The organism is Tepidisphaeraceae bacterium (assembly GCA_035998445.1).
Lineage (GTDB): Bacteria > Planctomycetota > Phycisphaerae > Tepidisphaerales > Tepidisphaeraceae > DASYHQ01.
In genome coordinates this window covers 1-21,019 of record DASYHQ010000039.1, presented here as the reverse complement: position 1 = coordinate 21,019, position 21,019 = coordinate 1, and the positions used below count along the sequence as shown (strand labels likewise).

The window sequence follows — 21,019 nt, the reverse complement described above, 5'->3', positions numbered from 1 at the left end:
AAATTCGAATATGGGTCCGACGAACATCGCTCTGGTTCAGTTGTTTCGTGCCGAAGGTGACCTGCGCGACGCGCAGGCGCGGCTGGACGCCGCCACGAAGAACGTCCGTTTGCAGCAGCGCCGCGTCACCGACGCCGGCGAGAAGCTCAAGGGGCTGCAGACCCGAATTCGCGAGCAGCAGGCCAAGGTGGGGCAGTACGAGCTCGAGGTGAAGTCGCGCGACGCGCACATCGAAAAGCTCCGCACCCAGCAGCAGGCCGCGCGTAACAATAAGGAATATCAGGCGTTCCTGATCGAGATCAATACCGGCAAGGTGGACAAGACCAAGCTGGAGGAAGAGTCGTTGAAGGTAATGCAGTCGCTGGAGACCGATCAGGCGACCGCTGCCGAGACGCAGACCGCGCTGGCAAGCGAACAGGAAAAGCTGGTTGCGCTGCAATCACAGATCGGCGACACGACCAAAGCTTTGCAGGACGAGGTGAACCGGCTGACGCCGGTTCGCGACGAATTGGCCAGCAAGATTCCCGCCCGCGCCCGCGACGCCTTCATGCGGTTGGCCGACCGGTACGACGGCGAGGCCATGAGCCCGCTGATTCGCCCGGACAAGCGCGTCGAGGAATACCTCTGTAACGCGTGCCACATGGAATTGGTGCGCGACGTCTACAACCGACTGCACACGCGCGACGAGCTGGTCTTCTGCCCCAGCTGTGGCCGCATTTTGTACATTCCCGAAAACCTGACGCCGGCCGAGGCCGTGAACAAGCCGAAGGAGCGTAAGGAGCTCAAGAAGAAGGCCCCGCCCGCCGCCGCCGGTCGGCAGAGCAGCGCGGTGGACGTGCTGCGATCGGTGCAGGTGGAGGATGACGACGACACCAAGCCCGCCCCGCGCATGGCCAAGGACAAGATTCCCTCCGCCAGCGCCGGCCGCCAGAGCGACGCGTCGGACATCCTGCGTTCGATTCAAGTTCAGGACGACGAACCCGAAACGCCCGCTGCCCCCGCGGCGCCGGAAGCGTTCAACGCTCCTGAAGCCCCGGCCGATCCAGCCCCTGGCGAGTCGACGCCCCCTGAGCCTGCGGCCCCCGAGCAGCCGAAGCAGATGGATTAGGAAGTAAGATTTTGGAAGTAGAATGAGAGCGGGTCCCACAGTGTGGGACCCGCTCTTTTTCATTCGCAATCCGGCTCAAGCCGCCTTGGCTTCCTCCTGAGCGGACCCTACAGGCTAGACTAACGGATAAAACTCTGTCGCTTCGCGCCCGGTTGTCATCCCGATGGGAGGCTTGCCGACCTGAGGGATCTGGAACCACGGACGGTTCGGGGCCTTGGGCGACCCCTCAGGTCGGCAAGCCTCCCATCGGGATGACACGTCTCAAATCTCTCCCGGCGTTCCGGGAGAGGGAACCAAGCCTACTTTGCCTTGGCTTTCTTGAACGACTTCAACTGTTCCAACAACCGAGCCTTGCTCGAAGCCTTTGCCAAATCGATCGCGGTCTGCCCGTCGCGATTCTTCAGCTTCGGGTCCGCACCATGTGATAGCAACATGGTGATTACCTTCGCGGCGGCGCCATGGATAATGGCTGAGTGGAGGGCGGAGTTGCCCGACCCTTCGTGAAGCGCGTTGGGATCGGCCCTATGGGCGAGAAGCCAAGCGGCGCCGCGCGACTTGCCCCAGTGCATCTGCGTCGCCAAGCACTTCGAGCACTCGGCCGCCAGTTTCTTTTTGTCGGCGTGCTTGGCGATGGCGGCCAGACTGGCGTCGTGGCCTTCATCGGCGGCGTGATAGACCGACTCGTTGTCGAAGGGCTGCGCGCCGGCCTTCAGCAGCAGTTCCGTAAGCGCCGGGTTATCGTGCAGCCCGCACGCGCGATACAGCACCGGGATCGGCCACTCACCGCCGCCTTGCCAGACGTAGGTCGCGTTGACGTCGGCGCCGTTATCGATCAGCAGTTGTGCGATTGCCAGCTGGTTAGCCAGGTGCTTCGGCGACTGCGAGAAGTGCGCCGACGCGGTCACGTAGTGCAACGGCGTGAAGCCATTCTCATCCCGTGCCGTCGCGGTAGCCGGATCGGCCTTTAATAGCGTCTTCACGCGCGGCAAATCCAGCAGGATGCAGGCGTGGAACAGATCCAACGGCTGGAACGCCTCCACCAGCAACGGCACAAAACCCGGTGAACCCATCGCCGCCAGTGCCAACGCGGTCACGCGCTCGGCAGTGGCGCGTTGCTTCGGATCGGCCCCGCCTGCCAGCAGCGCCTTTACGGCCGCCTCGTGACCAGGACCGCGCGGGGCGGTCTTTTTATGTTCGATCGCGCGGTGCAACGGCCGATGCGCGGCTGGTGTGGTGCTGACGATGTTCGGATCGGCACCGGCGGTCAGCAGCGTCTCGATCTCGGCGGCGTCGCCGTTGAAGGCGGCATCCATGATCGGCTTCCAACCCGCCACCTTGTGCGACTGCCGGTGGGGCGGCAGGGCCTTGGCCGACCACTTCTTCGCCATCTGCTTCTCGAGGTATGCGCTGACCTCCACGCACGCCGTCCGCTTGAGATGCTCGGCGGCATGCTGCGCCCACCCGGCGGCGGCGGCGTTGTAGGTGTCGTCCTCCGCGTGCACGTTCGCGCCGGCCTTCACCAGCAGCTTCACGATCGGCAGGTGTCCCGCAAACGCGGCCTCGTGCAGGGGCGTCGCGCCGTGGTCGTTTGTCTGATTGACGTCGACGCCGCGCGACAGCACCCACTTCACGAGCTTCTCGTCGCCACTGTTGATGGCGGCGCGAAGCGTGGCGGCATCAATCGGCCCATCCCCCGCGGCCTTCTTCAAGCGCGGCAAGTCGCCCAGGCGTGCGAACGTTTGCGGCGACGCGGTCATGCCGCGGTCGATCAGAAAGTCGATCAATGGTCGATCACCGCGCTCGGCGGCGAGGTCGAGAGGGGTCTTGCCGTACTTATCGGTCGCCCCGATCGGCACGCCCAGTTCCAGCAATCGCGCAGCGGCCGCGGGGGTGCGGGCGAAGTGCAGCATCGTTGCGTCATTCGGCATCGCGCGTTGCAGCATGATGGCGCCGGCCTGCAGGATGCGCAGCGATGTAGCGTCGTCGGCCATCATCAGCGCGTCGATCAGGCTGGCATCGACCCGCTGAAGCAGCTCGGCCCGCATGTCGTCGCGCTTCCAGTGGATCGCAAGCATGAGCGGCGACCAGTGGTCGTACAGCGCGTTGTCACCCTTTGGATCGGCACCGCGCGACAGCAGAAGGTCGAACATCGGCTTATCGCCGCGCTCGATCGCGATGTGCAAGGCTTGGGGCCGGCCACCCCATTGCGGATGGGCCGCGCGCGTGTTGGCCAGTGATGGCTCCGCATCCAGCGCCGCGACGACGGCCGGCAGGTCGCCGCTGTGCACGAGCTTCAGGAAACCATCGGCCGACGCATCGGGGGCCGCATCGAGCTGCTGTCGCGTGCGCGCGTTACGCGAGCGCAGCACGTCGCGCGCACCGGCGCGGTTGCGATCGAGCGCGAAGTCCAGCGGCGTCCAACCCTTGCCACCTTCCGTGCGGGCATTCACGTCGGCGCCGCGGTCGATCAGCAACTCGATCAGCTCGTTCGACGACGCCCACTCGGCCGCGCAGTGCAGCGGGCCCATGCCGTCACCCTCCTTCGCGGGCGCGTCGACGTTCGCGCCGCGGTCGAGCAGCAGGCTCGCGATCTCGACTTGCAGCGGATCGTTCGCATCGGTGCGCGTCACCCAGTGCAACGCCGTCAGGCCTTCGGAATCGACCGCCCGGGCGGCGCCGCGGTCGCCGGCGAGGATGGATTCCAACTCGTCGATCATCAACCGCGCCGCAGCCGTGAAGATGTCGACCTCGGCGCCGCGGCGCAGCAGCTCGGCGATCACCGGTTCGGTTTCGGGCATTGCGCCGTACTTGCAGGCGGCGCGGTAGAGCGCCGTGCGGCCCTTGGCGTCGGCCACGTTCAACAGCGAGCGGTTGGCGTCCAGCCGCTTGCGCACCTCGGTCAGCAGCCCGGCCCGGGCAACGGTGGGCAGGTCGGCGACGGCGCCGCGCTCCAACAGCAGCTTGGCGATCTCGTGCATCTTCGGGCGATGCCACACGCACTGGTGCGCAACCGCCTCGATCGCCGTGTGCGGCCACTGGGGTAGCCAAGGCTGACAGTTCGCTAGCGCCGGGTATTCATCTAACAACGCGCGGATCGCGTCGATGTCACCGCGATCGCGCGCCAACGCGTCGGCGAACGCCTTCACGTGTTCCGGTTCCAGCGTTGCGTTCGCCGCCCGCACCGGCGCAAGGGCCGACTTGCGCTCGATCGCCATGCGTAGTTTGCGCCAACTGGGGAAACCATTCTCGCGCGCAATGGCCAACTGGGCCGCTGCGAGGTTCGCGTGCGGGTTCGTGACCCGCATTGTGTGCAGGTGCTTGCGGGCGGCCTTGCGGTAGAAATCGAGATTCGGACGCTCGGGGAGCGACTTGAACATGAGGCACCTTCCTTCGGCAACGCCCGGTGTCCGCGTATCCAGGGCAGGAAAGAAGGCGAAGTTGTGACGACGCCAAACAGGTGGGAAATTCCCTTCACGCGGACCGTCGGCCACCTTGATTGGCCGCAAGAAAGCGTAGCGAACGCGGCGGGAAGGTCAAGGGAGGCACGTGTAGGTCAGGTCTAGTCGTGGTGTGGAATCCGTTCTCACGCGTGGTACAACCGGCGGCAATGAATGAGACGCTCACGTTGGAGTTTGACGGTGGATCACGCGGCAATCCAGGCCCGGCGGGAATCGGCGTGGTGGTGCGGGCAGAGGATGGGACGGCGATCGTCACGCTCGGTCGATTCATCGGCCGCGCGACCAACAACGTGGCTGAATATCGGGCGCTGATCACCGCGATGCAGGAAGCGCAGAAACTCGGCGCGACGGCGGTCAAAATCACCGGCGATTCAGAACTGATCATCAAGCAGATGACCGGCGTCTACCGCGTGAAGAGCCCCGACATGCGCGTGCTCTTCGATGAAGCGCAGCAGGTCATCCGCCAGTTCAAGTCGGCGAAATTCCATCACAACCTGCGGCACAAGAATGAGCTGGCCGACAAGCTGGCCAACCTCGCCATGGACCGCAAGGCCGACGTGACGAACGCCGATCACGTCGGCGATAAAATTGGTGGCGGCAGCGGTGGGGGTGGCAAGCCGCTGCCGATCGACGAACCATCACCCGAGGCCGCCAAGGCGGGTGATGTCTGGTCGTGCATGCGCTGCGGCGCGATCATGGAAACCAAGCGGCCGTCGTCATTGCGGCCACATCAGTTGAAGCCACCCAACTGCCAGTGCGGGCAGGCTATGGTGAGCGCGACCACCCCGCGGTAGACTTCCCGCCCATACATTTACAGGTGGAACCAGGACATGGCAAAGACAGTAAAGCTCGGCGTCATCGGTTGCGGCAAGATCAGCGGCGCGTATTTCGGCATGGCCAAGAACTTCCCGATGGTGGAAGTGGTGGCGTGCGCCGACCTGAACATCGACGCTGCCAAGAAGGCGGCCGAGCAGTACAGCATTCCCAAGGCCTGCTCGGTCGAAGAGTTGCTGAAGGACGAATCGGTCGAGCTCGTCATCAACCTCACGATTCCCAAGGCGCACGTGCCGGTTGGCCTGCAGTGCGTGGCCGCCGGCAAGCACATGTACGCCGAGAAGCCGCTCGGCGTGAACATTGCTGAAGGCGTGCAACTGCTGGAGGCTGCCCGCAGGGCCAACGTGAAGATCGGCTGCGCGCCCGACACGTTCATGGGCGCCGGCATTCAGACCGCTCGCAAGGCGGTCGAGGAGGGCGCCATCGGTCGGCCGCACGCGTTCACCGCGTTCATGATGGGCCGTGGTCACGAAAGCTGGCACCCGTCGCCCGAGTTTTACTACGAGGTGGGCGGCGGGCCCATGTTCGACATGGGGCCGTACTACCTCACCGCGCTGCTGAACATGTTCGGCAAGGTGAAGCGCATCAGCGGCATGACCACCGTCGGCGTGCCCGAGCGCACGATCACCAGTGAGCCGAAGAAGGGGAAGAAGATCAAGGTTGAGACGCCCGACCACGTCACCGGTTTGATCGAGTTCGAGAACGGCGTCGTCGGCACGATCATCCAGAGCTTCGCTGCGCCTGGCGCCCACTACAACGGCAACCAGCCGATCACGATCTTCGGCGACAAGGGCACGATGCGCGTGCCGGACCCCAACACGTTCGACGGCACCGTCAGCGTCGCCGACTGGGGCAGCAACGACTGGACCGACCTGCCGCACACGTTCGTCAAGGGCTACGGCCGCAGCGTCGGCGCCGCCGACATGGCCTACGCCATCCGCAGTGGCCGCCCGCACCGCGCCAGCGGCGATTTGGCATTGAGCGTGCTCGAACTGATGCAGGGCTTCCAGGATTCATCCGACAGCAGCAAGTTCATCGCGCCGGCGATTCCGTTCGAGCGCCCCAAGGCGATGCCCGCGGACCTGCCGTTCGGCACGCTGGATGAGTGATCGATCTGCGGGTTCAACGCAGAGGCGCAGAGGAGTCGCAGAGGACGCTGAGGAAATTGCGGTAGATAGCAGAGGGCGGCGGTCGAATGCGACCGTCGCCCTTTTTCTATCGATAACTTCAATGACGGAAGGAAGAGAGACTTGGAGGACAGCGAAACTCATCGAACGCGGGAATTATTCACGATCCTTAGAGCATCACTCTAAAGGCTTGAGCACTCTCACTTCAATCGTAGCGGTCAAGGCACTGTCATCCCGAAGGGAGCGGTAGCGACCTGAGGGATCCCACGGCCGCGAACCGTCCGTGGTTCGAGATCCCTCAGGTCGCCTGAGGCTCCCATCGGGATGACAAGCGCGGGAGAGGCGACAGGGATCTGTCCGCCAGCCTTAACGCGCTTTCTCTGCGTCACTCTGCGCCTCTTCCTCCGCGCCTCTGCGTTCCGACCCAAAGTACAGCACAAAAAAATGCCCCCAGCGCGGGGAAGACGCTGGGGGCCTCAGGGGGAGGGTAGGACCGGTAGAGAAACCGACGGCTTGAACCACCGCCGGCCTCTCAATGTGCCGTTGCTATTTTCGTATCATAGGCGGTCGAACCGCGGGTCAGTCAAGTCGAATCAGTTCATCGCCAGCAGGATGCCGCACACAGCGAAGTAGCTGAAAATCGCGATCCACATTACGGCGCTACCGGCAGGGCGGGCAGCATCGAAATCGTCGCTTAACTCGGTCTTCATCGTCTTATCCTTTCGGCTGGCCTTCGTGGCCGCGTCGCTGGATAAGACCCGCTAACACTGACATAGTTAGAACGCATCTGGACGGAAAAGGTTGCAGCATCCTGGCCAATAAAAACAGCGCAACCGCCCTCAAATTCCGTAAAGACGTGGCCGCTTTCCAACGACGCCGTGGCGTCCCAAATGTTACGGATTGCCTGATCAATTGATCCAGAAACGACTTGCGAACCGATAACCGAAGTACGGGCATGAGCGCATCGCTTTTCCGCAGCTTCGTCAGCCGGCTCCTTCAGGGAAACCCAGCGCCTGCGCGCGCGACAATTTCCCTGTCCGATCTGCTCGGCCGACCGCCGGTAAATCTGGACACCCCCGAGTTGCAGCGATTTTTGGCCGGCAAACGGGTGATGGTGACCGGGGCGGGCGGCAGCATCGGCAGTGAGATCTGCCGGCAGGCGATCCGGTTCTGTCCGCAGCGGCTATTGCTGGTCGAGCGGGCCGAGAACGCCCTGTTCGAGATCGACCGCGAGCTGCGCGACCGCTGGATGGGCGCCGACATTCGCCCGTACGTTGCCGACGTCTGCGACGCCGGCCGGATCGGCGACATCTTCACCGCCGAGCAACCGCAGGTGGTGTTCCACTGCGCCGCGCACAAGCACGTGCCCATGATGGAGCTGAACCCCGGAGAGGCGATCAAGAACAACATCTTCGGCACCAAAACCCTCGCCGACGCCGCCGCTGCACACGGTGTCGCCGCGTTCGTGATGGTCAGCACCGACAAGGCCGTCAACCCCACCAGTGTCATGGGCGCGACGAAGCGCGTGGCGGAGCTGTATGTGCAGTCGTTGAACGATGCTGAATGTCGAATGCCCATTGCCGAATGTGGAAGGAAAGAGGAAGACCCTTCCGCTGCTTCATTTTCATTCGGCACTCGGCATTCGGCATTCGGCACTTCCCCCACCCGCTTCGTCGCCGTCCGCTTTGGCAACGTGCTGGGCAGCAGCGGGAGCGTGGTGCCGATCTTTCAGAAGCAGATCGACGCCGGCGGGCCGGTGACGGTGACGCATCCGGAGATGAAGCGCTACTTCATGATGATCCCCGAGGCCAGCCAGCTGGTCATGCAGGCCGGCGCAATCGCGCGCGGTGGCGAGGTGTTCATCCTGGATATGGGCCAGCCGGTGAAGATCCTCGACCTGGCCCACGAGCTGATCCGCCGAAACGGCTTGAAGCCCGGCGACGACATCGAAGTGCGCTTCAGCGGCATTCGGCCGGGCGAGAAGCTGTATGAGGAACTCGCCTGCGACTACGAGCGGGCCGTGCCGACGAATCACCCGATGATTCGCGTCTGGCAATTGCCGACCGCGTCGGCGAGCGAGATCGACCAGATGCTGACGGTGTTGGACACTGCCAGCCGTGGCAGCAGGGCAGATGCGGTGCGGGCGCTCTCATGGTGCGTGCCGGAGTATCGGCCGGATGGCGCGCCGGCACCGGCTGCTGACGTACCGACGGTACTGAGGCTAACGTCCAGCGAAAGTGTGGCGGCCTAAGTTCGATGAACTAGAGCGTGTCATAGCCTGTCATCCCGATGGGAGGCTTGCCGACCTGAGGGATCTCCCACTGGCGCGAATCGCTCGTCATTCCAGATCCCTCAGGTCGGCAAGGCTCCCTTTGGGAGGACACCCTCGCGTGGCGCGTTTTTCGTCGAACTCGGACTTATCCACATCTGCCGCACCGCAAATACACGTACGACAACCTGCCCTGGCAACGCTTAAACAAAGCTTTTCTCAAGTTTCCACAGGCCGTCCACCGATGTGATTATCGGAACCGGGCATTCCGTCCATTCTTAGAAACTCAGGGGCCAAGGGACTGGCGAACTTTCCGCATGGCGTGCGCGCCGGCGGCAAACCAAGGAAGGTTTGAGATGCGAATCGTAGCGATCATCAATCAAAAGGGCGGTTGTGGGAAGACGACCACCGCGATCAATCTGGCCGCCTGTCTGGCGCGCCTGGGACAGAAGACGCTCCTCGTCGACATCGACCCTCAGGGTCACTGCGGCGTCGGGCTGGCGGTGCCGGAGGAGCAGATCGAGCGCACGATCTACGACGCGCTGATCGAGCCCGGCGATGGCAAGGTCGCCAAGCTCAACGAGGTCGTCTGGCAGATCGCCAGCGACTTCGACCTGGCCCCCAGCAACATCAAGCTGAGCGCGTTCGAGCAGGTCTTCGCCGGCCGGGTGGGTCGCGAGGATCGGCTGACCAAGGCGCTGGCCGGCGTGAAGGACAGCTACGAGTGGTGCATCATCGACTGCCCGCCGAGCGTCGGGCTGCTGACGTTCAACGCGCTGCGCGCTTGTGACGAATGCATCGTGCCCGTGGAGACGGGCTTCTTCAGCTTGCACGGCCTGGCCAAGCAGATGGAGACGCTGCAGGTGCTGAAGGAGCAGTGCGAGAAGGACGTGCTGATCCGCGTGCTGCCCACGCTGTACGACACGCGCACGAAGCTGGCCCGCGAGGTGCTGAGCGAGCTGCGCAACAAGTTTCGCGACCAGCTGATGGAGAGCACCGTCAACTTCAACACGAAGCTGAAGGAGGCCGCCAGCTTCGGCCAGCCGATCACCGAGTACGACCCCGGCAGCCGTGGCTACAAGGACTTCGTGAACCTCGCCCGCGAGCTGATGGGCCACCGCCCGAGCGAAGTGGAAGCGACGCCGATGGAGAAGATGTCGCGTCCGGCGGAACTGGTTCAGCGGGCCAAGGCGCTGGCGCAACTGACGAACATCCAGTTTGGTCGCGGCGGCATGACCGCTGCGGCACCCGCCGTCATCACCGAATCGAATACTGCCGTGCTCGAACGGCCCGAGATTGCACCGCGCACGTCGATCTTCGGCCACCCAACCGCCACGGTCACCCCGGCACCCGCGAAGTCGACCGAACAGAAGATCGAAGACTTCTACGGCGTGAAGCAGGTGGGTGAAGAGGTCCTTTTCTCCGCCCGCTTCGACTCGGCCCGCAAGGTGCAGATCGCCGGCGACTTCAACGGCTGGTCACTGGTCGGCACGCCGCTGGTCTCCAAGGCCCCCGGCCAGTGGACCACCACGCTGCCCCTGCCCCGCGGCCGCTACAAGTACCGCTTCGTCGTTGACGGCCAGTGGCTCAACGACCCGAACAACACCGCCGTCGAGTCGAACGAGTTCGGTGAACTGAACAACGTGGTGGAAGTGGCGTAGTTGGGATTTTCGATTTGCGATTGCCGATTTGCGATTGTGCGAATCAGGTCGGCGTCGCTAATCGAACTTCACAATCGCAAATCGAAAATCGCAAATCGAAAATTCCCATGTCCGACCAACCGAACCCCCATCAGAACCTCAGCGAGATCGGGCACCTGTTCCTCAGCAGCGTGCGCGACCGGCAGACCGGTGGCGCACCACGGCCAACGCGGGTGCCGCCGGGCGGGAAGAAGCTGGACGTCAGCATCGACCTGACGCCCGAGGAGTTCGCCCAGATGTGCGGCGCACCGGCCGACGCCCCCATCCGCCACGTGCCCGTGACGGCGGTGCTGGCCAACCATCTTGGCTCGTCGCAGTTCGATCGGGTGAAGGAATACGCGCGACACCTGGCCAGCCGGGTGGGGCGCGTTGGGTTGATCGAGTTGGACGCAGCGGAGCTGCGCCTGTCGAGCTTCGAACTCGCCACGGAGGGCGATGAAGCTTCGACCTCGACCGACCCGGTCGCTATTCCTGTGCTTGGGCAGGAATGCGACCTCTCGCACGTGGCCGACGCGATGAACGAGCTGCACGAAGATGTCGTGCAGTGGCTCGTCCTGCTGCCCAACCCCCGTTCGCCCGAGGCGCGGCAGATCCTGGGCCAGATCGGGCAGTGGCTGCTGCTGAGCACCTGCGACCACGACGGCGTCGTCGCCTGCTACCGCACGCTGAAGGGGCTGACGGAGTTCCGCCCCGCAGCGACGATGGACGCTGAATCGAAGGCCAACGCGCCGTGCCTGTCGCTGGCAACCATTGGCGACGATGATGAAGAGTCGGACCGCGTCTTCGCCAAGCTGGCCAGTGTCTGCCAGCAGTTCTTAAAGTGGCCGATCGACTGCGAGCCCCGCGTGTCGGCGGTCAACAACTTCATCGAACTGCCCCTGCTTCGCGCCCGCAGTGCAAGTGACGGCAGCGACGCCGTGACGCATTGGGAGATCGTGGGGCACTTCCTCTCGAGCATCGCCGAGGAACTGCACGTGACCAGCGAGACCGACGAGGCCGAGCTGGCCGCGCTGGTGAGCGACGAACCCCTGCCACCCGGCGAAAGCGTCCGCCACATCGCCGACATCCCGATGGATGCCCCGCGAATGGTCCCATCCACCCCCACGGGCCCCGCGCCAGCAGGCACCGCGCCGGCCCGCGCGATCGCGCCGCTGGTGGGCCAGACCGACCCGTTCAAACTCGTACAACCCGTGGCGGACAAAATGGAAGTCATCGAAGACGTCGTCGACCTCACCGGCACCGACGCCTCCCCCGGTTCGCTGCTGTCGGCCATCGTGCAGCACGAGGCCGGCTCGCTCGTCGAGTGCGCCGTCCGCCCGCCCATGTGCCCCGAAGCCCGCCTGGCCGTCGATCGTAACCATGGCCTGGTCCTGCTGGCCGCCGCCCGCACGGGGTTGGGCGACCTGAAGCTCATCGGCCGTGCGTATAACTGGCTGATTGAGAACCGCGGCCTGGTGGCGATGGCGCTGCCCCAACTGTCGATCGACGCCCACCCACTGCCGCGCCTGCGGCTGATCGTCGACCAGTCCGATCTGTCCGCCGACACGCTCCAACCGCTGCTGCAAAGCAGCCACGTGATGGTGCAGGCCTACCGCAAGCTGCGGTGGGGCACAAAGACCGGCCTGCTGCTCCAAGCGGCCTGAAACTCACTATCTGGTCCCCTCTCCCGGTACTCCGGGAGAGGGCTAGGGTGAGGGTGATTGCGAATAACACGAACCGTCAGCAGTTCGAATCACCCTCACCCAGCCTCTCCCGGAGTACCGGGAGAGGGGCCGGAAACTGGCATCCCCCTTCCCCGCGCCTATGATTGGCCCAAGGAACCTCCACCGGGCTAATCAACCTTATGCGCCAATTCGACTGTGCCGTCATCGGAACCGGGCCCGCCGGCCAGAAGGCCGCCATTCAGGCGGCCAAGCTGGGCAAAAAAGTCTGCATCATTGAAAAGAACAACGTCGTCGGCGGGGCGTCGATCAACACCGGCACCGTGCCGTCGAAGTCGCTGCGCGAGGCCGTGCTGCACCTCACCGGCGCCAACACGCGCAGCCTGTTCGGCGGCGAGAGTGGCCGCGTCAAGAAGAACATCACCGTCTCCGACCTCATCTACGTCAGCAAGCAGGTCATCTACAACGAACTGAACCTTATCCGCGACCAGTTCGACCGCAACCAGGTCGAGCTGATCTGGGGCGACGCCAAGTTCGAAAGCCCCAAGCGCCTGCGCGTCGATCGGCCCAACGACTTCGAGATCGTCGAGGCCGACATCTTCGTCATCGCCACCGGCACCCGGCCCGCCACGCCGCGCAACGTGCCGTTCGAAGCCGGCCACGTCTTCACGTCCGATGGCCTGCTGAAGCTCGACGAGCTCCCGCGCACGCTCATCGTCGTCGGCGGGGGCGTCATCGGTGTCGAATACGCCTGCATGATGGCCACGCTCGGCGTGAAGGTGACGCTCGTCGAGGGCCGCACCAGCGTCTTGGGCTTCCTGGACGACGAGATCACCGAAGCCTTCCAGTACCACATGCGCCGCGCCGGCATCACGCTGCGCATGGGCGAGAAGGTCGCCAAGATTGAGAAGATCGCCACCGGCGAAGGCCCGCTGCATGGCCCCTCGGTCGAGGCGACGCTAGAAAGCGGCAAGCACCTGCGCGCCAGCGCCCTGCTCTACGCCGTCGGCCGGCAGGGCACGACCGCCGCGCTGCAACTGGACAAGGCCGGCCTGCACGCCGACGACCGCGAGCGCCTGCACGTCAACGACAAGTACCAGACCGAGGTCCCGCACATCTACGCCGCCGGCGACGTCATCGGCTTCCCCGCGCTCGCCAGCACCGCCATGGAACAGGGCCGCCTGGCCGTCTGCCACGCGTTCGGCGTGCCCACCAAGTCGCTGCCCGAGCTGTTCCCCTACGGCATCTACGCCATCCCCGAGATCAGCATGGTCGGCCGCACCGAGAAGCAACTCACCGACGCCGGCATCCCCTACGAGGCCGGCATCGCCCAGTACAAGGAACTGGCCCGCGGCCAACTGCTCGGCGACTACGAGGGCATGCTCAAGCTCCTCATCCACCAGGAAACCCACAAGATCCTCGGCGTCCACGCCATCGGCACCGGCGCGACGGAACTCATCCACATCGGCCAGGCCGTCATGGCCTTCGACGGCGCCGTCGACTTCTTCGTCAACAACGTCTTCAACTACCCCACCCTCGCCGAGGCCTACAAGGTCGCGGCGCTCAACGGGTTGAACAAGCTGCGGCACGTGTGAAGCGGAAGATGCGGGCCGGTAGGGTGGCACCGCCCACCGCTAATGATGATGACTGAAGGGGGAAACGGTGGGCGGTGCCCACCCTACATTACTGCTGGGGTTTGCAACAAAGTCTTGCAATACTTTATCGCGTTGCTTTAGTAGTCTATTGATGGGCCCGCTAGGGTGGGCCTTCTTTGATGATTACCGAAAGGAACGTGATGCGAAGCGCGTGGAAGTGGATGTTGGGCGGTGGGATCGTCGCCTGGACGATGGCGACGTCGCACGTGTCGGCGGCGGTGTTGTTCTACGGCGGGGACGTCAGCAAGGCCACCTTTCAGGGGCACGCGCCGAACTACGAGAGCCCGGCGAACTACTTCGACCGCAACTACAACGCCTTCACCGTGCCCGCCAGCCAGACGTGGACGGTGCAGGGGCTGTTCGCCAACATCGTCGTGCAGGACGGCGAGTCGGTCGGCGCGATCACGCAGGGGCGATTCGACATCCGCCAAGGCATGTCCGCGGGCAACGGCGGCACCGTGATCGCCAGCGGAACCACGTCGGCGTCGGCCGCCTTCACGGGTGAAATGGTGATCTTCGACCTCTACCCCGTGGCGAGCCTGACGGCCTCGTTACCGGCGGCGCTCACGTTGCCGGCCGGGGACTACTGGGTGGCCTTCACGCCGTTCTCGCAAACGCAGAATCGCCTGTTGCTCGCCTCGACCGAGCGTGCCAACAGCATCGGCACCAGCACCGGGCCAAGCCTGCGCAACTCCAACTTTTTCGACCTGAACTATGACGCGGGCGCCGCGTTCGCGCAGTCGATCGGACTGAACGGCACGTCCGTGCCCGAGCCGGCAACGCTCACCTTCATCGGTGGGACCGCCGTGCTGCTGCTGCTGCGACGGCCGGCGGGTGGCAGAGACCAGTAGGCTGGTCCTTATCCGCTGTCGGGGGAAGGGACAACCAAGGGGGCGGGAGTCATTGTTCCACCGCATTATAGACTCCCGACCCCTTTATCTCCGACCGTGTACGACATCAGCAGCAAACCGCCGGCGACGATCGAGTGGGAATAACCTTTTTTGCCTTCACAGGCGGCTGGGTGGTACAGGTTGTGTACGCGCAACCTGTGCGATCGTGCGGCCCGCCATGCGTCGACGCGGTAGAATGGCATCGGCAGCCATCCACCCATCCGTTGGCCGTACCCACACGGTGCCACCTACCGGGGGACGAACAGTTTGCGCGTATAGCGTGTAGGACGGTGGGATCCATGGCTGGCAAGGACCTCGTATTCAAGAACATCGGGAATCGGTTGGAGTTGTTCCGCGCATTCTCTCGCGTCGACCTCCCCGAGCCGCGTTTTACAGCGGTAGAGACTCTGGGGCTGGCTCCGCCGATGCATGCATGCCGTGCGGCGATCAACTATGCGTTCCTGGAGTGGCATCGCTCCCAAGATCGCAATGCTTCGCATGACGTGCTTCGCGCGATTGCGCTCAGCGCCGCGAAGGTGATCGACGTGCACCCGTTTGCGCCCGGCCGGGCACTGCGAGAATGTTTCGATAGCTTCTGGTTGCAATGCGCCATCCTGTCTGACGACGTCGCGTTAGCCGAAAGCGTCGCGGAGAAGGTGTTCATCGCCGACGAGTCGAGCCGGTATCAGTTCCACGAGAGCTGGACGGGAATCCTCGCCGGCCGGGTGTTGGGTGACGACGATCGGGTACGGGATCAGGCGGCGAAGTTTGCGAAATACAAGCCGGATCGCACGTTCGCGTGGCCATCTCCAGCCATCGTGGATGCATTCGTCCGCCGGGACTACGCCTCGCTCAAGAAAGCCGTCCGGACCGGTGCGGAGAAGCATTGGAGGATCGCCGAGCGTGAGGGGGCGCTTGCTGTGTTACCGACGGGCGAGACGGAAATCGACGTCGCCAAGAAGCATGAGCACTTCTTCTGGCCATACGTCGAAGCCGTGTTCGCGAAGCTCGCAATCCGAGACGGGGCCAACATGCGATACGAAAGCAAATGGCTACCGCGGCCGCTGATCGCCGATTGAAAGACAACCAGTCTTGTAGGGTCCGCTGGTACTCCTGCGGACCGCCTCTCGGTCGGGGACGGGAACGGTCCGCAGGTGTACCGGCGGACCCTACGTCACTACAGTTTACCCTCGTCGCCGGTCCGCTGCAGCGGCTGTTTATCCCGCCTTCTCGGACCGCCGAATGCGCCGACGAGTAGCGTGGGGATTCCTGCGATTGCGCTAACGACCATCGCGATTATGAAACCGACCCACACCAGCCGAAAGCTCACCCATCTCCTCCCGGGAACCCCTGCATCAAAATAGAGCCAGAGGCCAAGCAGAAACAGGCCGAACACGAGCGAAATCACCAGCGAGACGAAAACGAACCGACGCACAAGCAAGTGTACAAACAGGGCGACAGGGGCGACCCCAAAGAGACAGAGCGCTAGCAGCCCTCCGTCCGCCGCGCCGGAAGTGATGGCGATTAATGATGCCATAGCGGGATAACGAGAGGCCGATCAGTGGCCGAGCCGGCGCCGCGCCGCATCCGACCGACAGCAACTATACCGCCGGCACGGTCCGGTGCATTGGCGGGTTATGCAGCACGTCGCGCACGCCGCACCAACCATACGACCAGGACCGCGAACGACGACCAGCAAAGGCCGTTCAACAGGCCGAGCGCGTAGCCGTTGGTGTTCGTGACAGGCAGGCCGAGGTCCCACATGATCCGAAACAGCGGACACTCTAGCACCCACGCCACCCGATCAACCCACCGTACCTCTCGATAAGACGAGAGCACGAGCAGCAGCGCAAACTGCGCGACGCTGCCACCGATCAGAAACGCGAACACGCGCCACCTGCGGCTTCGCGGCGGCGTGCCGTACGGCAGCGTCGGGGGAGCAGTCGCCTCGTGCTGCATAACTACTATTATATCGTCCCCGTAGACGTATTACCCAGTCTTGTAGGGTCCGCTGGTACTCCTGCGGACCGCCTCTCGGTCGGGGACGGGAACGGTCCGCAGGAGTACCGGCGGACCCTACGTCACTGCCGCCAGAATCGCTTCTCAATCTGCCGAACGTTCTCGGCGGTTCGCAGCGAGTCGAGAAACGGCAGCAAATCTCGCAATTCGGTATCTGACTCGTCGCCCGTGAACAGAGACACGCGGATGTGATTGCCGTAGTGCTGTGAAAGCTTCTCTGGTGAATCGTCCACCATCAGAATCCGTTCGAGCTCGAACCCGAGCTTCCGAAGCTTTGATAGATTCTTCGCGTAATAGTGCTCCTGCAACTCGGCATGATATCGCCGCGTGCATCGGTCGCACGCCCAGACGAAACGTAGTGCGTTCGGCACACCAAATACGTTCTCAACGACGCCATGAACGTACGAGCCAGAGGCCGAGGACCATACGGCTAGGTCGAACCAATCGGCGACGGCCGTGACGAACTCGCGAAGGAACGGACGCCGGTAGACGTGGAACGGACCGACACGGAATTCAGGGGCGCGTGCTAGCGGCTTCTCGTCGGCGTAGACGAGCGTCTCGTCCACGTCGAGGATGAGAAGTTGCTTGGACATCGAGGACCGCTCCCCCGCGATATAACGTAGGGCCGATCACCGGCCGGCCGGCACCGAGCCGCGTTCGACCGACAGAAACTATACCGCCGGCCCGGTCCGGTGCATTGGCGGGTTATGTGCCGGGCGTCGGCGGCTCTCGATTGTCGTACTCGGTCGTCGTGATCCATAGCCGCGCATCGGACGGCGCGCCGGCAAGAATCCTTGCCAGACCCAGCGCCTTGTGTGCCGCCGCTCGGACGCCGAAGCACCGCCGTTGCAGTTGGAAGACTGGCCCGAGCGACGAATCGTCGGACGTTAAAGCGAACCCGAGCGGCAGGGCTTGCACTAAGACGGCTCGCTTCGGGACGTCGGGGAGGGGCGCCTTGATGTGGTATGGCTCGGACCCGTTGCCGGCCTCGTGGAAGATCCAGACTTCCGTCCCCGTCGCCTCGTGAACGACAGCGCACTCGCCACCGGACAGTTGTGCCACGACCTCGTCAGCTTGCAGCAGCTCGTCAGCCACGCGGGCTCCTCCGGCACATAACGGATTGCCGTTCACTGGCCGCGGCCGCGCCGACGACCGTTCGAATTAGAGTAAACGCTTCGCGGCCGCGGTCCAGTGCAACGGCGGGTCATACCTTCTCGCCGTCACCGGGTCTCGATTTTAAGAGAAATGACCCTGTCCGCCTTGGAAACCGGGCTGGAAATGTTGCCGCCTTCATAGCCGCCTATTAGGTTGAAGGTCCCATCACCCGCTGCTTCAGGCGATCCCACCGGTCCTCCGATGCCGAGCTTGCGCAGCGGGTTGTCATCCGTTCTACTTGCCACCATGCCGAATCCAATGATCGTCACCCGCACTTTCTCGGCTTCCGAGAGGCCGCCGCCGATCGGGACAATGGCGATAAGCACCTCACGCTTCGTATCCGCCATCAGTGGCGTGTTAATGCCGGCGCCAAAACCGACGCGATCCTTTCCGTTGGCTTGCTGATCAAGCCTGATGGAAACTTCCTTCGCGCCCTCGGGGAGAGATACGTTCAGCTTCCATACGTGCGCGTCGAGAAGAGTGGCCAACTCCTGCGCCGTCAAATCGCCGCCGGGCCGGACGGTAATCTGTGACTGCCCGGGCTCCTCGGCCGCTCGCACGAACACCGCCGGTGGCAAGAGACTCACGACAAGCAGGCACGCGATCGAAAGAGCAGCAAAACGCATGGGACCTCGTTTAGAGAAGGTTTAACGGACCAGCATTCAACGGCCGGCCGGGCACCGAGCCGCGTTGGAATCACAAGGACCGTTCCGCCCGGCCGGTCCGTTGCAGTGCGGGGTTATCCCGCGGCCGCGCGGCCGTACGCTCTTTCTTCCGCACGGTCGAACTGTTCCGACAGGGCGATGAATTCGTCGCCCCAACCGCTACTCAAACTGACGTCCTGTATCGAACCCGTCGGAGCGAAGAGGATGCTCAGGTCCATCCTGGGCGGAAGGTCTCCTTCGCGTAAGACTCGGATGAACCCGTCGATGTCCCGGACGGCGGATTCGGCGTCGTCCCATCGTGACCAACAGAAGTCGTTCTCCGGCAGCAGCAGCAATTGCCGCGTGCGGATCAGGACGTCGATCAGGTTCGTTAACGGCTCCGACAAGGGAATAGACTCCGCGATATAACGGACCAGCATTGAACGGCCGGCCGGGCGCTCGACCATTTGACGATTCACAAGGACCGACCCGCCCGGCCGGTCCGTTCCAGTGCGTGGTTATCCGGCATTCGCGGAGGCCGTGCGACTCTCTTCCGTCCACACCCTGAGACGCTCATCGGTCGGAAGCCAAAGCTCTACGTGGATGGTCAGGTCTACGATGCCGACCTCTAACAACTTTGTTTGAACAGACCAAACTTGCAGCGAGTTCTTCGGACCGATCGTCACCGAAACACGCAAAGGAATTCCAAGAGGCGTCCACAATTCGTCCGACGCGAAGTGCCAAATGTCGCTCTTACGGTTGGGCCGTTGGAGCGGCGCGTCAATAAACCAGTCCGATACGCCGGTTATGTCTCCGCGCACCCGGGCGGACTGCGTGACTGTTCGGTACGAGAGGCTCATCTTTGCCGGATAACGGACCAACGTTCAATGGCCGGCACCGCGCCGACCGACTTTCAATCTACCAGAATGCTCAACGCGGGGCCGGTCCATTGCAGCGTTTGGTTATGTGGCTCCGGCGGCGACCGCGAATCGAGGTTGATCGAACGTGGGCTGAAACCGGGCGAATAGCGCGAACTCGCCGCCGGCAGTGCCCGAGATAATCAGCTTCGAAATTCCCGCTCTTAGTTGACGGCACTCGTCACGCAGCCAGAAATCAAACGGTTCAACGGAATCAAGCGACGCGATTGTGAAGGTTACGTCCAGTCGTTCACGCCCAACCCTATGCTTCGGCGAGAACGACAATATCCACAGTGCAAGCAGGATGTTGAACGAGACCAACTCCGGCTCGCGCCAGAAGAGCGGTATGATCACGACATCGTTCACTGGCCAACGCCGCAAACCCCAGCCGATCGCGTCGTGAACGTCATGAGACAGTCGTGTTTGCGTGACATGACCGATTCGAGGTCTGATCGATATTACATGTTCCCACGGCTCACCTGGCGAGCACCACAATGCCCTGGCGTGACTGGCCTTGAGGTCCGCCGGCTGAAACGAATGTCCGCATGACTCCAGCCATGTGTGCGCAGGACTGCGCTGACCGATGACCGCCATCCCAGCTCGGACCTCGCGGGCGTCTCCGTGTACCAGCCGAAGATTCACGAGACGTTCGGCCATGGCCACATAACTAGTGAACAATCTGACCGGCGCGCGCAGATCAGTATGCCGTCCGTTGGGTCGGATTATGAGATGGGACGTGTTGGGGACAAGGGTTAACCGCGCGGCGACCGGCTGCGGCGGGCGGGATGCTATCGTGCGGGCGGGGCGGGGGCGGCTTGATGATCGGCGCGGCGGGTGGCACAGGGTGGTACCTGTCTGTGTGTAATGGCGGTCGGTGGGGAAGCACAGGGACGGGGAATAGATAAGGGGACATCACTCAAATCCCAAATTTGAGTGATGTCCCCTTATCCTTATTTCCCCTTATCCTTATTCCCAACTGTGACCGCATCGGAAGCACTGAAGCGCCTTCGGAGTCCGGCACAGTCCCCGACAGCGCGGGCAGAGATTCAAGAACACGGCGTCCCCGTGCTCTCGCAGAATGCGCTCAGCGATGCGCCGCTTGAACTCGATCGATCCGTCCGCCAGTAATTGTCTCACGACCAGGCCAGGCTCGTCCAGGCCACCAGAGTCCGGCGGACCTGGGTCATGCGGCCCATACATCACGTAGCGGTAAAACGCATGGTTCTCGTCGGCCGAGACAAACCGCCCGAAGTGCTGCATCAGGTAGTCGATCAGGTCGTTCGAAGTGATGTCAGGGGCCTGCTGCTGCATTACTAGTGAACAATCTGACCGGCGCGCGCAGATCAGTATGCCGTCCGTTGGGTCGGATTATGAGATGGGACGTGTTGGGGATCAAGGGTTAACCGCGCGGCGACCGGCTGCGGCGGGCGGGATGTTATCGTGCCGGGTGCCACGGGCGGTACGCCGCCCGTGGTGTGGAACTGGCGGGGGACGGGCGTCTGCAGTCTCGTAGGGTCCGCTGGTACCCCTGCGGACCATTTTCCGTCGGAACGCGAATCGGTCCGCAGGCGTACTAGCGGAC

General features: G+C 63.5%; 18 protein-coding genes. 9 read left to right on the top strand and 9 right to left on the bottom strand.

Features of this window, described 5'->3' with window-relative positions:
- Positions 1-40 precede the first annotated feature (40 nt).
- Positions 41-1,108, top strand: a complete 1,068-nt coding sequence (locus VGN72_15420; protein ID HEV7300755.1) for a C4-type zinc ribbon domain-containing protein — start codon at positions 41-43, stop codon at positions 1,106-1,108.
- 299 nt (positions 1,109-1,407) lie between these two features.
- On the opposite strand, the gene VGN72_15415 is transcribed toward VGN72_15420, so the two are convergent.
- Entirely contained in the window at positions 1,408-4,485 is a 3,078-nt protein-coding gene (locus tag VGN72_15415) for an ankyrin repeat domain-containing protein (GenBank protein HEV7300754.1), read from the bottom strand.
- A 230-nt stretch (positions 4,486-4,715) separates the two neighbouring features.
- Here VGN72_15415 and VGN72_15410 point away from each other — a divergent pair, with 230 nt between their 5' ends.
- The 8 genes from VGN72_15410 (at position 4,716) to VGN72_15375 (ending at position 15,781) form a co-directional block, all read left to right on the top strand.
- A complete protein-coding gene (locus VGN72_15410; GenBank protein ID HEV7300753.1) occupies positions 4,716-5,360 on the top strand; it encodes a ribonuclease HI family protein in 645 nt (214 codons plus the stop codon).
- Between the two features lie 36 nt (positions 5,361-5,396).
- Positions 5,397-6,509, top strand: a complete 1,113-nt coding sequence (locus VGN72_15405; GenBank protein HEV7300752.1) for a Gfo/Idh/MocA family oxidoreductase — start codon at positions 5,397-5,399, stop codon at positions 6,507-6,509.
- Between the two features lie 973 nt (positions 6,510-7,482).
- The gene (locus VGN72_15400) at positions 7,483-8,778 is read left to right on the top strand and encodes a nucleoside-diphosphate sugar epimerase/dehydratase (protein ID HEV7300751.1); all 1,296 of its coding nucleotides are present in this window, start codon (positions 7,483-7,485) and stop codon (positions 8,776-8,778) included.
- 374 nt (positions 8,779-9,152) lie between these two features.
- Positions 9,153-10,457: an AAA family ATPase gene (locus tag VGN72_15395; protein ID HEV7300750.1), complete on the top strand. Its 1,305-nt coding sequence runs from the start codon at positions 9,153-9,155 to the stop codon at positions 10,455-10,457.
- A 107-nt stretch (positions 10,458-10,564) separates the two neighbouring features.
- Positions 10,565-12,139, top strand: coding sequence for a hypothetical protein (locus VGN72_15390; protein ID HEV7300749.1), 1,575 nt, complete (start codon positions 10,565-10,567; stop codon positions 12,137-12,139).
- Between the two features lie 200 nt (positions 12,140-12,339).
- On the top strand, positions 12,340-13,752 hold the full coding sequence (gene sthA / locus VGN72_15385) for a Si-specific NAD(P)(+) transhydrogenase (GenBank protein HEV7300748.1): 1,413 nt from the start codon (positions 12,340-12,342) through the stop codon (positions 13,750-13,752).
- A gap of 200 nt (positions 13,753-13,952) precedes the next feature.
- Entirely contained in the window at positions 13,953-14,663 is a 711-nt protein-coding gene (locus VGN72_15380) for a hypothetical protein (protein HEV7300747.1), read from the top strand.
- Positions 14,664-15,001: 338 nt separating this feature from the next.
- A complete protein-coding gene (locus VGN72_15375) occupies positions 15,002-15,781 on the top strand; it encodes a hypothetical protein (protein HEV7300746.1) in 780 nt (259 codons plus the stop codon).
- A gap of 98 nt (positions 15,782-15,879) precedes the next feature.
- On the opposite strand, the gene VGN72_15370 is transcribed toward VGN72_15375, so the two are convergent.
- The 8 genes from VGN72_15370 to VGN72_15335 all read right to left on the bottom strand — a co-directional run bounded on the left by VGN72_15370 (position 15,880) and on the right by VGN72_15335 (position 20,748).
- On the bottom strand, positions 15,880-16,239 hold the full coding sequence (locus tag VGN72_15370; GenBank protein HEV7300745.1) for a hypothetical protein: 360 nt from the start codon (positions 16,237-16,239) through the stop codon (positions 15,880-15,882).
- A gap of 98 nt (positions 16,240-16,337) precedes the next feature.
- On the bottom strand, positions 16,338-16,661 hold the full coding sequence (locus VGN72_15365) for a hypothetical protein (protein ID HEV7300744.1): 324 nt from the start codon (positions 16,659-16,661) through the stop codon (positions 16,338-16,340).
- A 122-nt stretch (positions 16,662-16,783) separates the two neighbouring features.
- On the bottom strand, positions 16,784-17,314 hold the full coding sequence (locus VGN72_15360; GenBank protein ID HEV7300743.1) for an HAD family hydrolase: 531 nt from the start codon (positions 17,312-17,314) through the stop codon (positions 16,784-16,786).
- A gap of 112 nt (positions 17,315-17,426) precedes the next feature.
- A complete protein-coding gene (locus tag VGN72_15355) occupies positions 17,427-17,816 on the bottom strand; it encodes a hypothetical protein (protein HEV7300742.1) in 390 nt (129 codons plus the stop codon).
- 125 nt (positions 17,817-17,941) lie between these two features.
- Positions 17,942-18,502 (bottom strand): hypothetical protein, encoded by a 561-nt coding sequence (locus VGN72_15350; GenBank protein ID HEV7300741.1) that lies wholly within the window; start codon positions 18,500-18,502, stop codon positions 17,942-17,944.
- A 113-nt stretch (positions 18,503-18,615) separates the two neighbouring features.
- Entirely contained in the window at positions 18,616-18,987 is a 372-nt protein-coding gene (locus VGN72_15345; GenBank protein HEV7300740.1) for a hypothetical protein, read from the bottom strand.
- A gap of 495 nt (positions 18,988-19,482) precedes the next feature.
- The gene (locus VGN72_15340; GenBank protein ID HEV7300739.1) at positions 19,483-20,094 is read right to left on the bottom strand and encodes a hypothetical protein; all 612 of its coding nucleotides are present in this window, start codon (positions 20,092-20,094) and stop codon (positions 19,483-19,485) included.
- Positions 20,095-20,403: 309 nt separating this feature from the next.
- Positions 20,404-20,748, bottom strand: coding sequence for a hypothetical protein (locus VGN72_15335; protein HEV7300738.1), 345 nt, complete (start codon positions 20,746-20,748; stop codon positions 20,404-20,406).
- Positions 20,749-21,019 lie beyond the last annotated feature (271 nt).

Coding starts and splice junctions, on each gene's coding strand:
- VGN72_15415 (HEV7300754.1), bottom strand. CDS start 4,485: ATGTTCAAGTCGCTCCCCGAGCGTCCGAATCTCGATTTCTACCGCAAG.
- VGN72_15410 (HEV7300753.1), top strand. CDS start 4,716: ATGAATGAGACGCTCACGTTGGAGTTTGACGGTGGATCACGCGGCAAT.
- VGN72_15405 (HEV7300752.1), top strand. CDS start 5,397: ATGGCAAAGACAGTAAAGCTCGGCGTCATCGGTTGCGGCAAGATCAGC.
- VGN72_15400 (HEV7300751.1), top strand. CDS start 7,483: ATGAGCGCATCGCTTTTCCGCAGCTTCGTCAGCCGGCTCCTTCAGGGA.
- VGN72_15395 (HEV7300750.1), top strand. CDS start 9,153: ATGCGAATCGTAGCGATCATCAATCAAAAGGGCGGTTGTGGGAAGACG.
- VGN72_15390 (HEV7300749.1), top strand. CDS start 10,565: ATGTCCGACCAACCGAACCCCCATCAGAACCTCAGCGAGATCGGGCAC.
- sthA (HEV7300748.1), top strand. CDS start 12,340: ATGCGCCAATTCGACTGTGCCGTCATCGGAACCGGGCCCGCCGGCCAG.
- VGN72_15380 (HEV7300747.1), top strand. CDS start 13,953: ATGCGAAGCGCGTGGAAGTGGATGTTGGGCGGTGGGATCGTCGCCTGG.
- VGN72_15375 (HEV7300746.1), top strand. CDS start 15,002: ATGGCTGGCAAGGACCTCGTATTCAAGAACATCGGGAATCGGTTGGAG.
- VGN72_15370 (HEV7300745.1), bottom strand. CDS start 16,239: ATGGCATCATTAATCGCCATCACTTCCGGCGCGGCGGACGGAGGGCTG.
- VGN72_15365 (HEV7300744.1), bottom strand. CDS start 16,661: ATGCAGCACGAGGCGACTGCTCCCCCGACGCTGCCGTACGGCACGCCG.
- VGN72_15360 (HEV7300743.1), bottom strand. CDS start 17,314: ATGTCCAAGCAACTTCTCATCCTCGACGTGGACGAGACGCTCGTCTAC.
- VGN72_15350 (HEV7300741.1), bottom strand. CDS start 18,502: ATGCGTTTTGCTGCTCTTTCGATCGCGTGCCTGCTTGTCGTGAGTCTC.
- VGN72_15345 (HEV7300740.1), bottom strand. CDS start 18,987: ATGGTCGAGCGCCCGGCCGGCCGTTCAATGCTGGTCCGTTATATCGCG.
- VGN72_15340 (HEV7300739.1), bottom strand. CDS start 20,094: ATGGCCGAACGTCTCGTGAATCTTCGGCTGGTACACGGAGACGCCCGC.
- VGN72_15335 (HEV7300738.1), bottom strand. CDS start 20,748: ATGCAGCAGCAGGCCCCTGACATCACTTCGAACGACCTGATCGACTAC.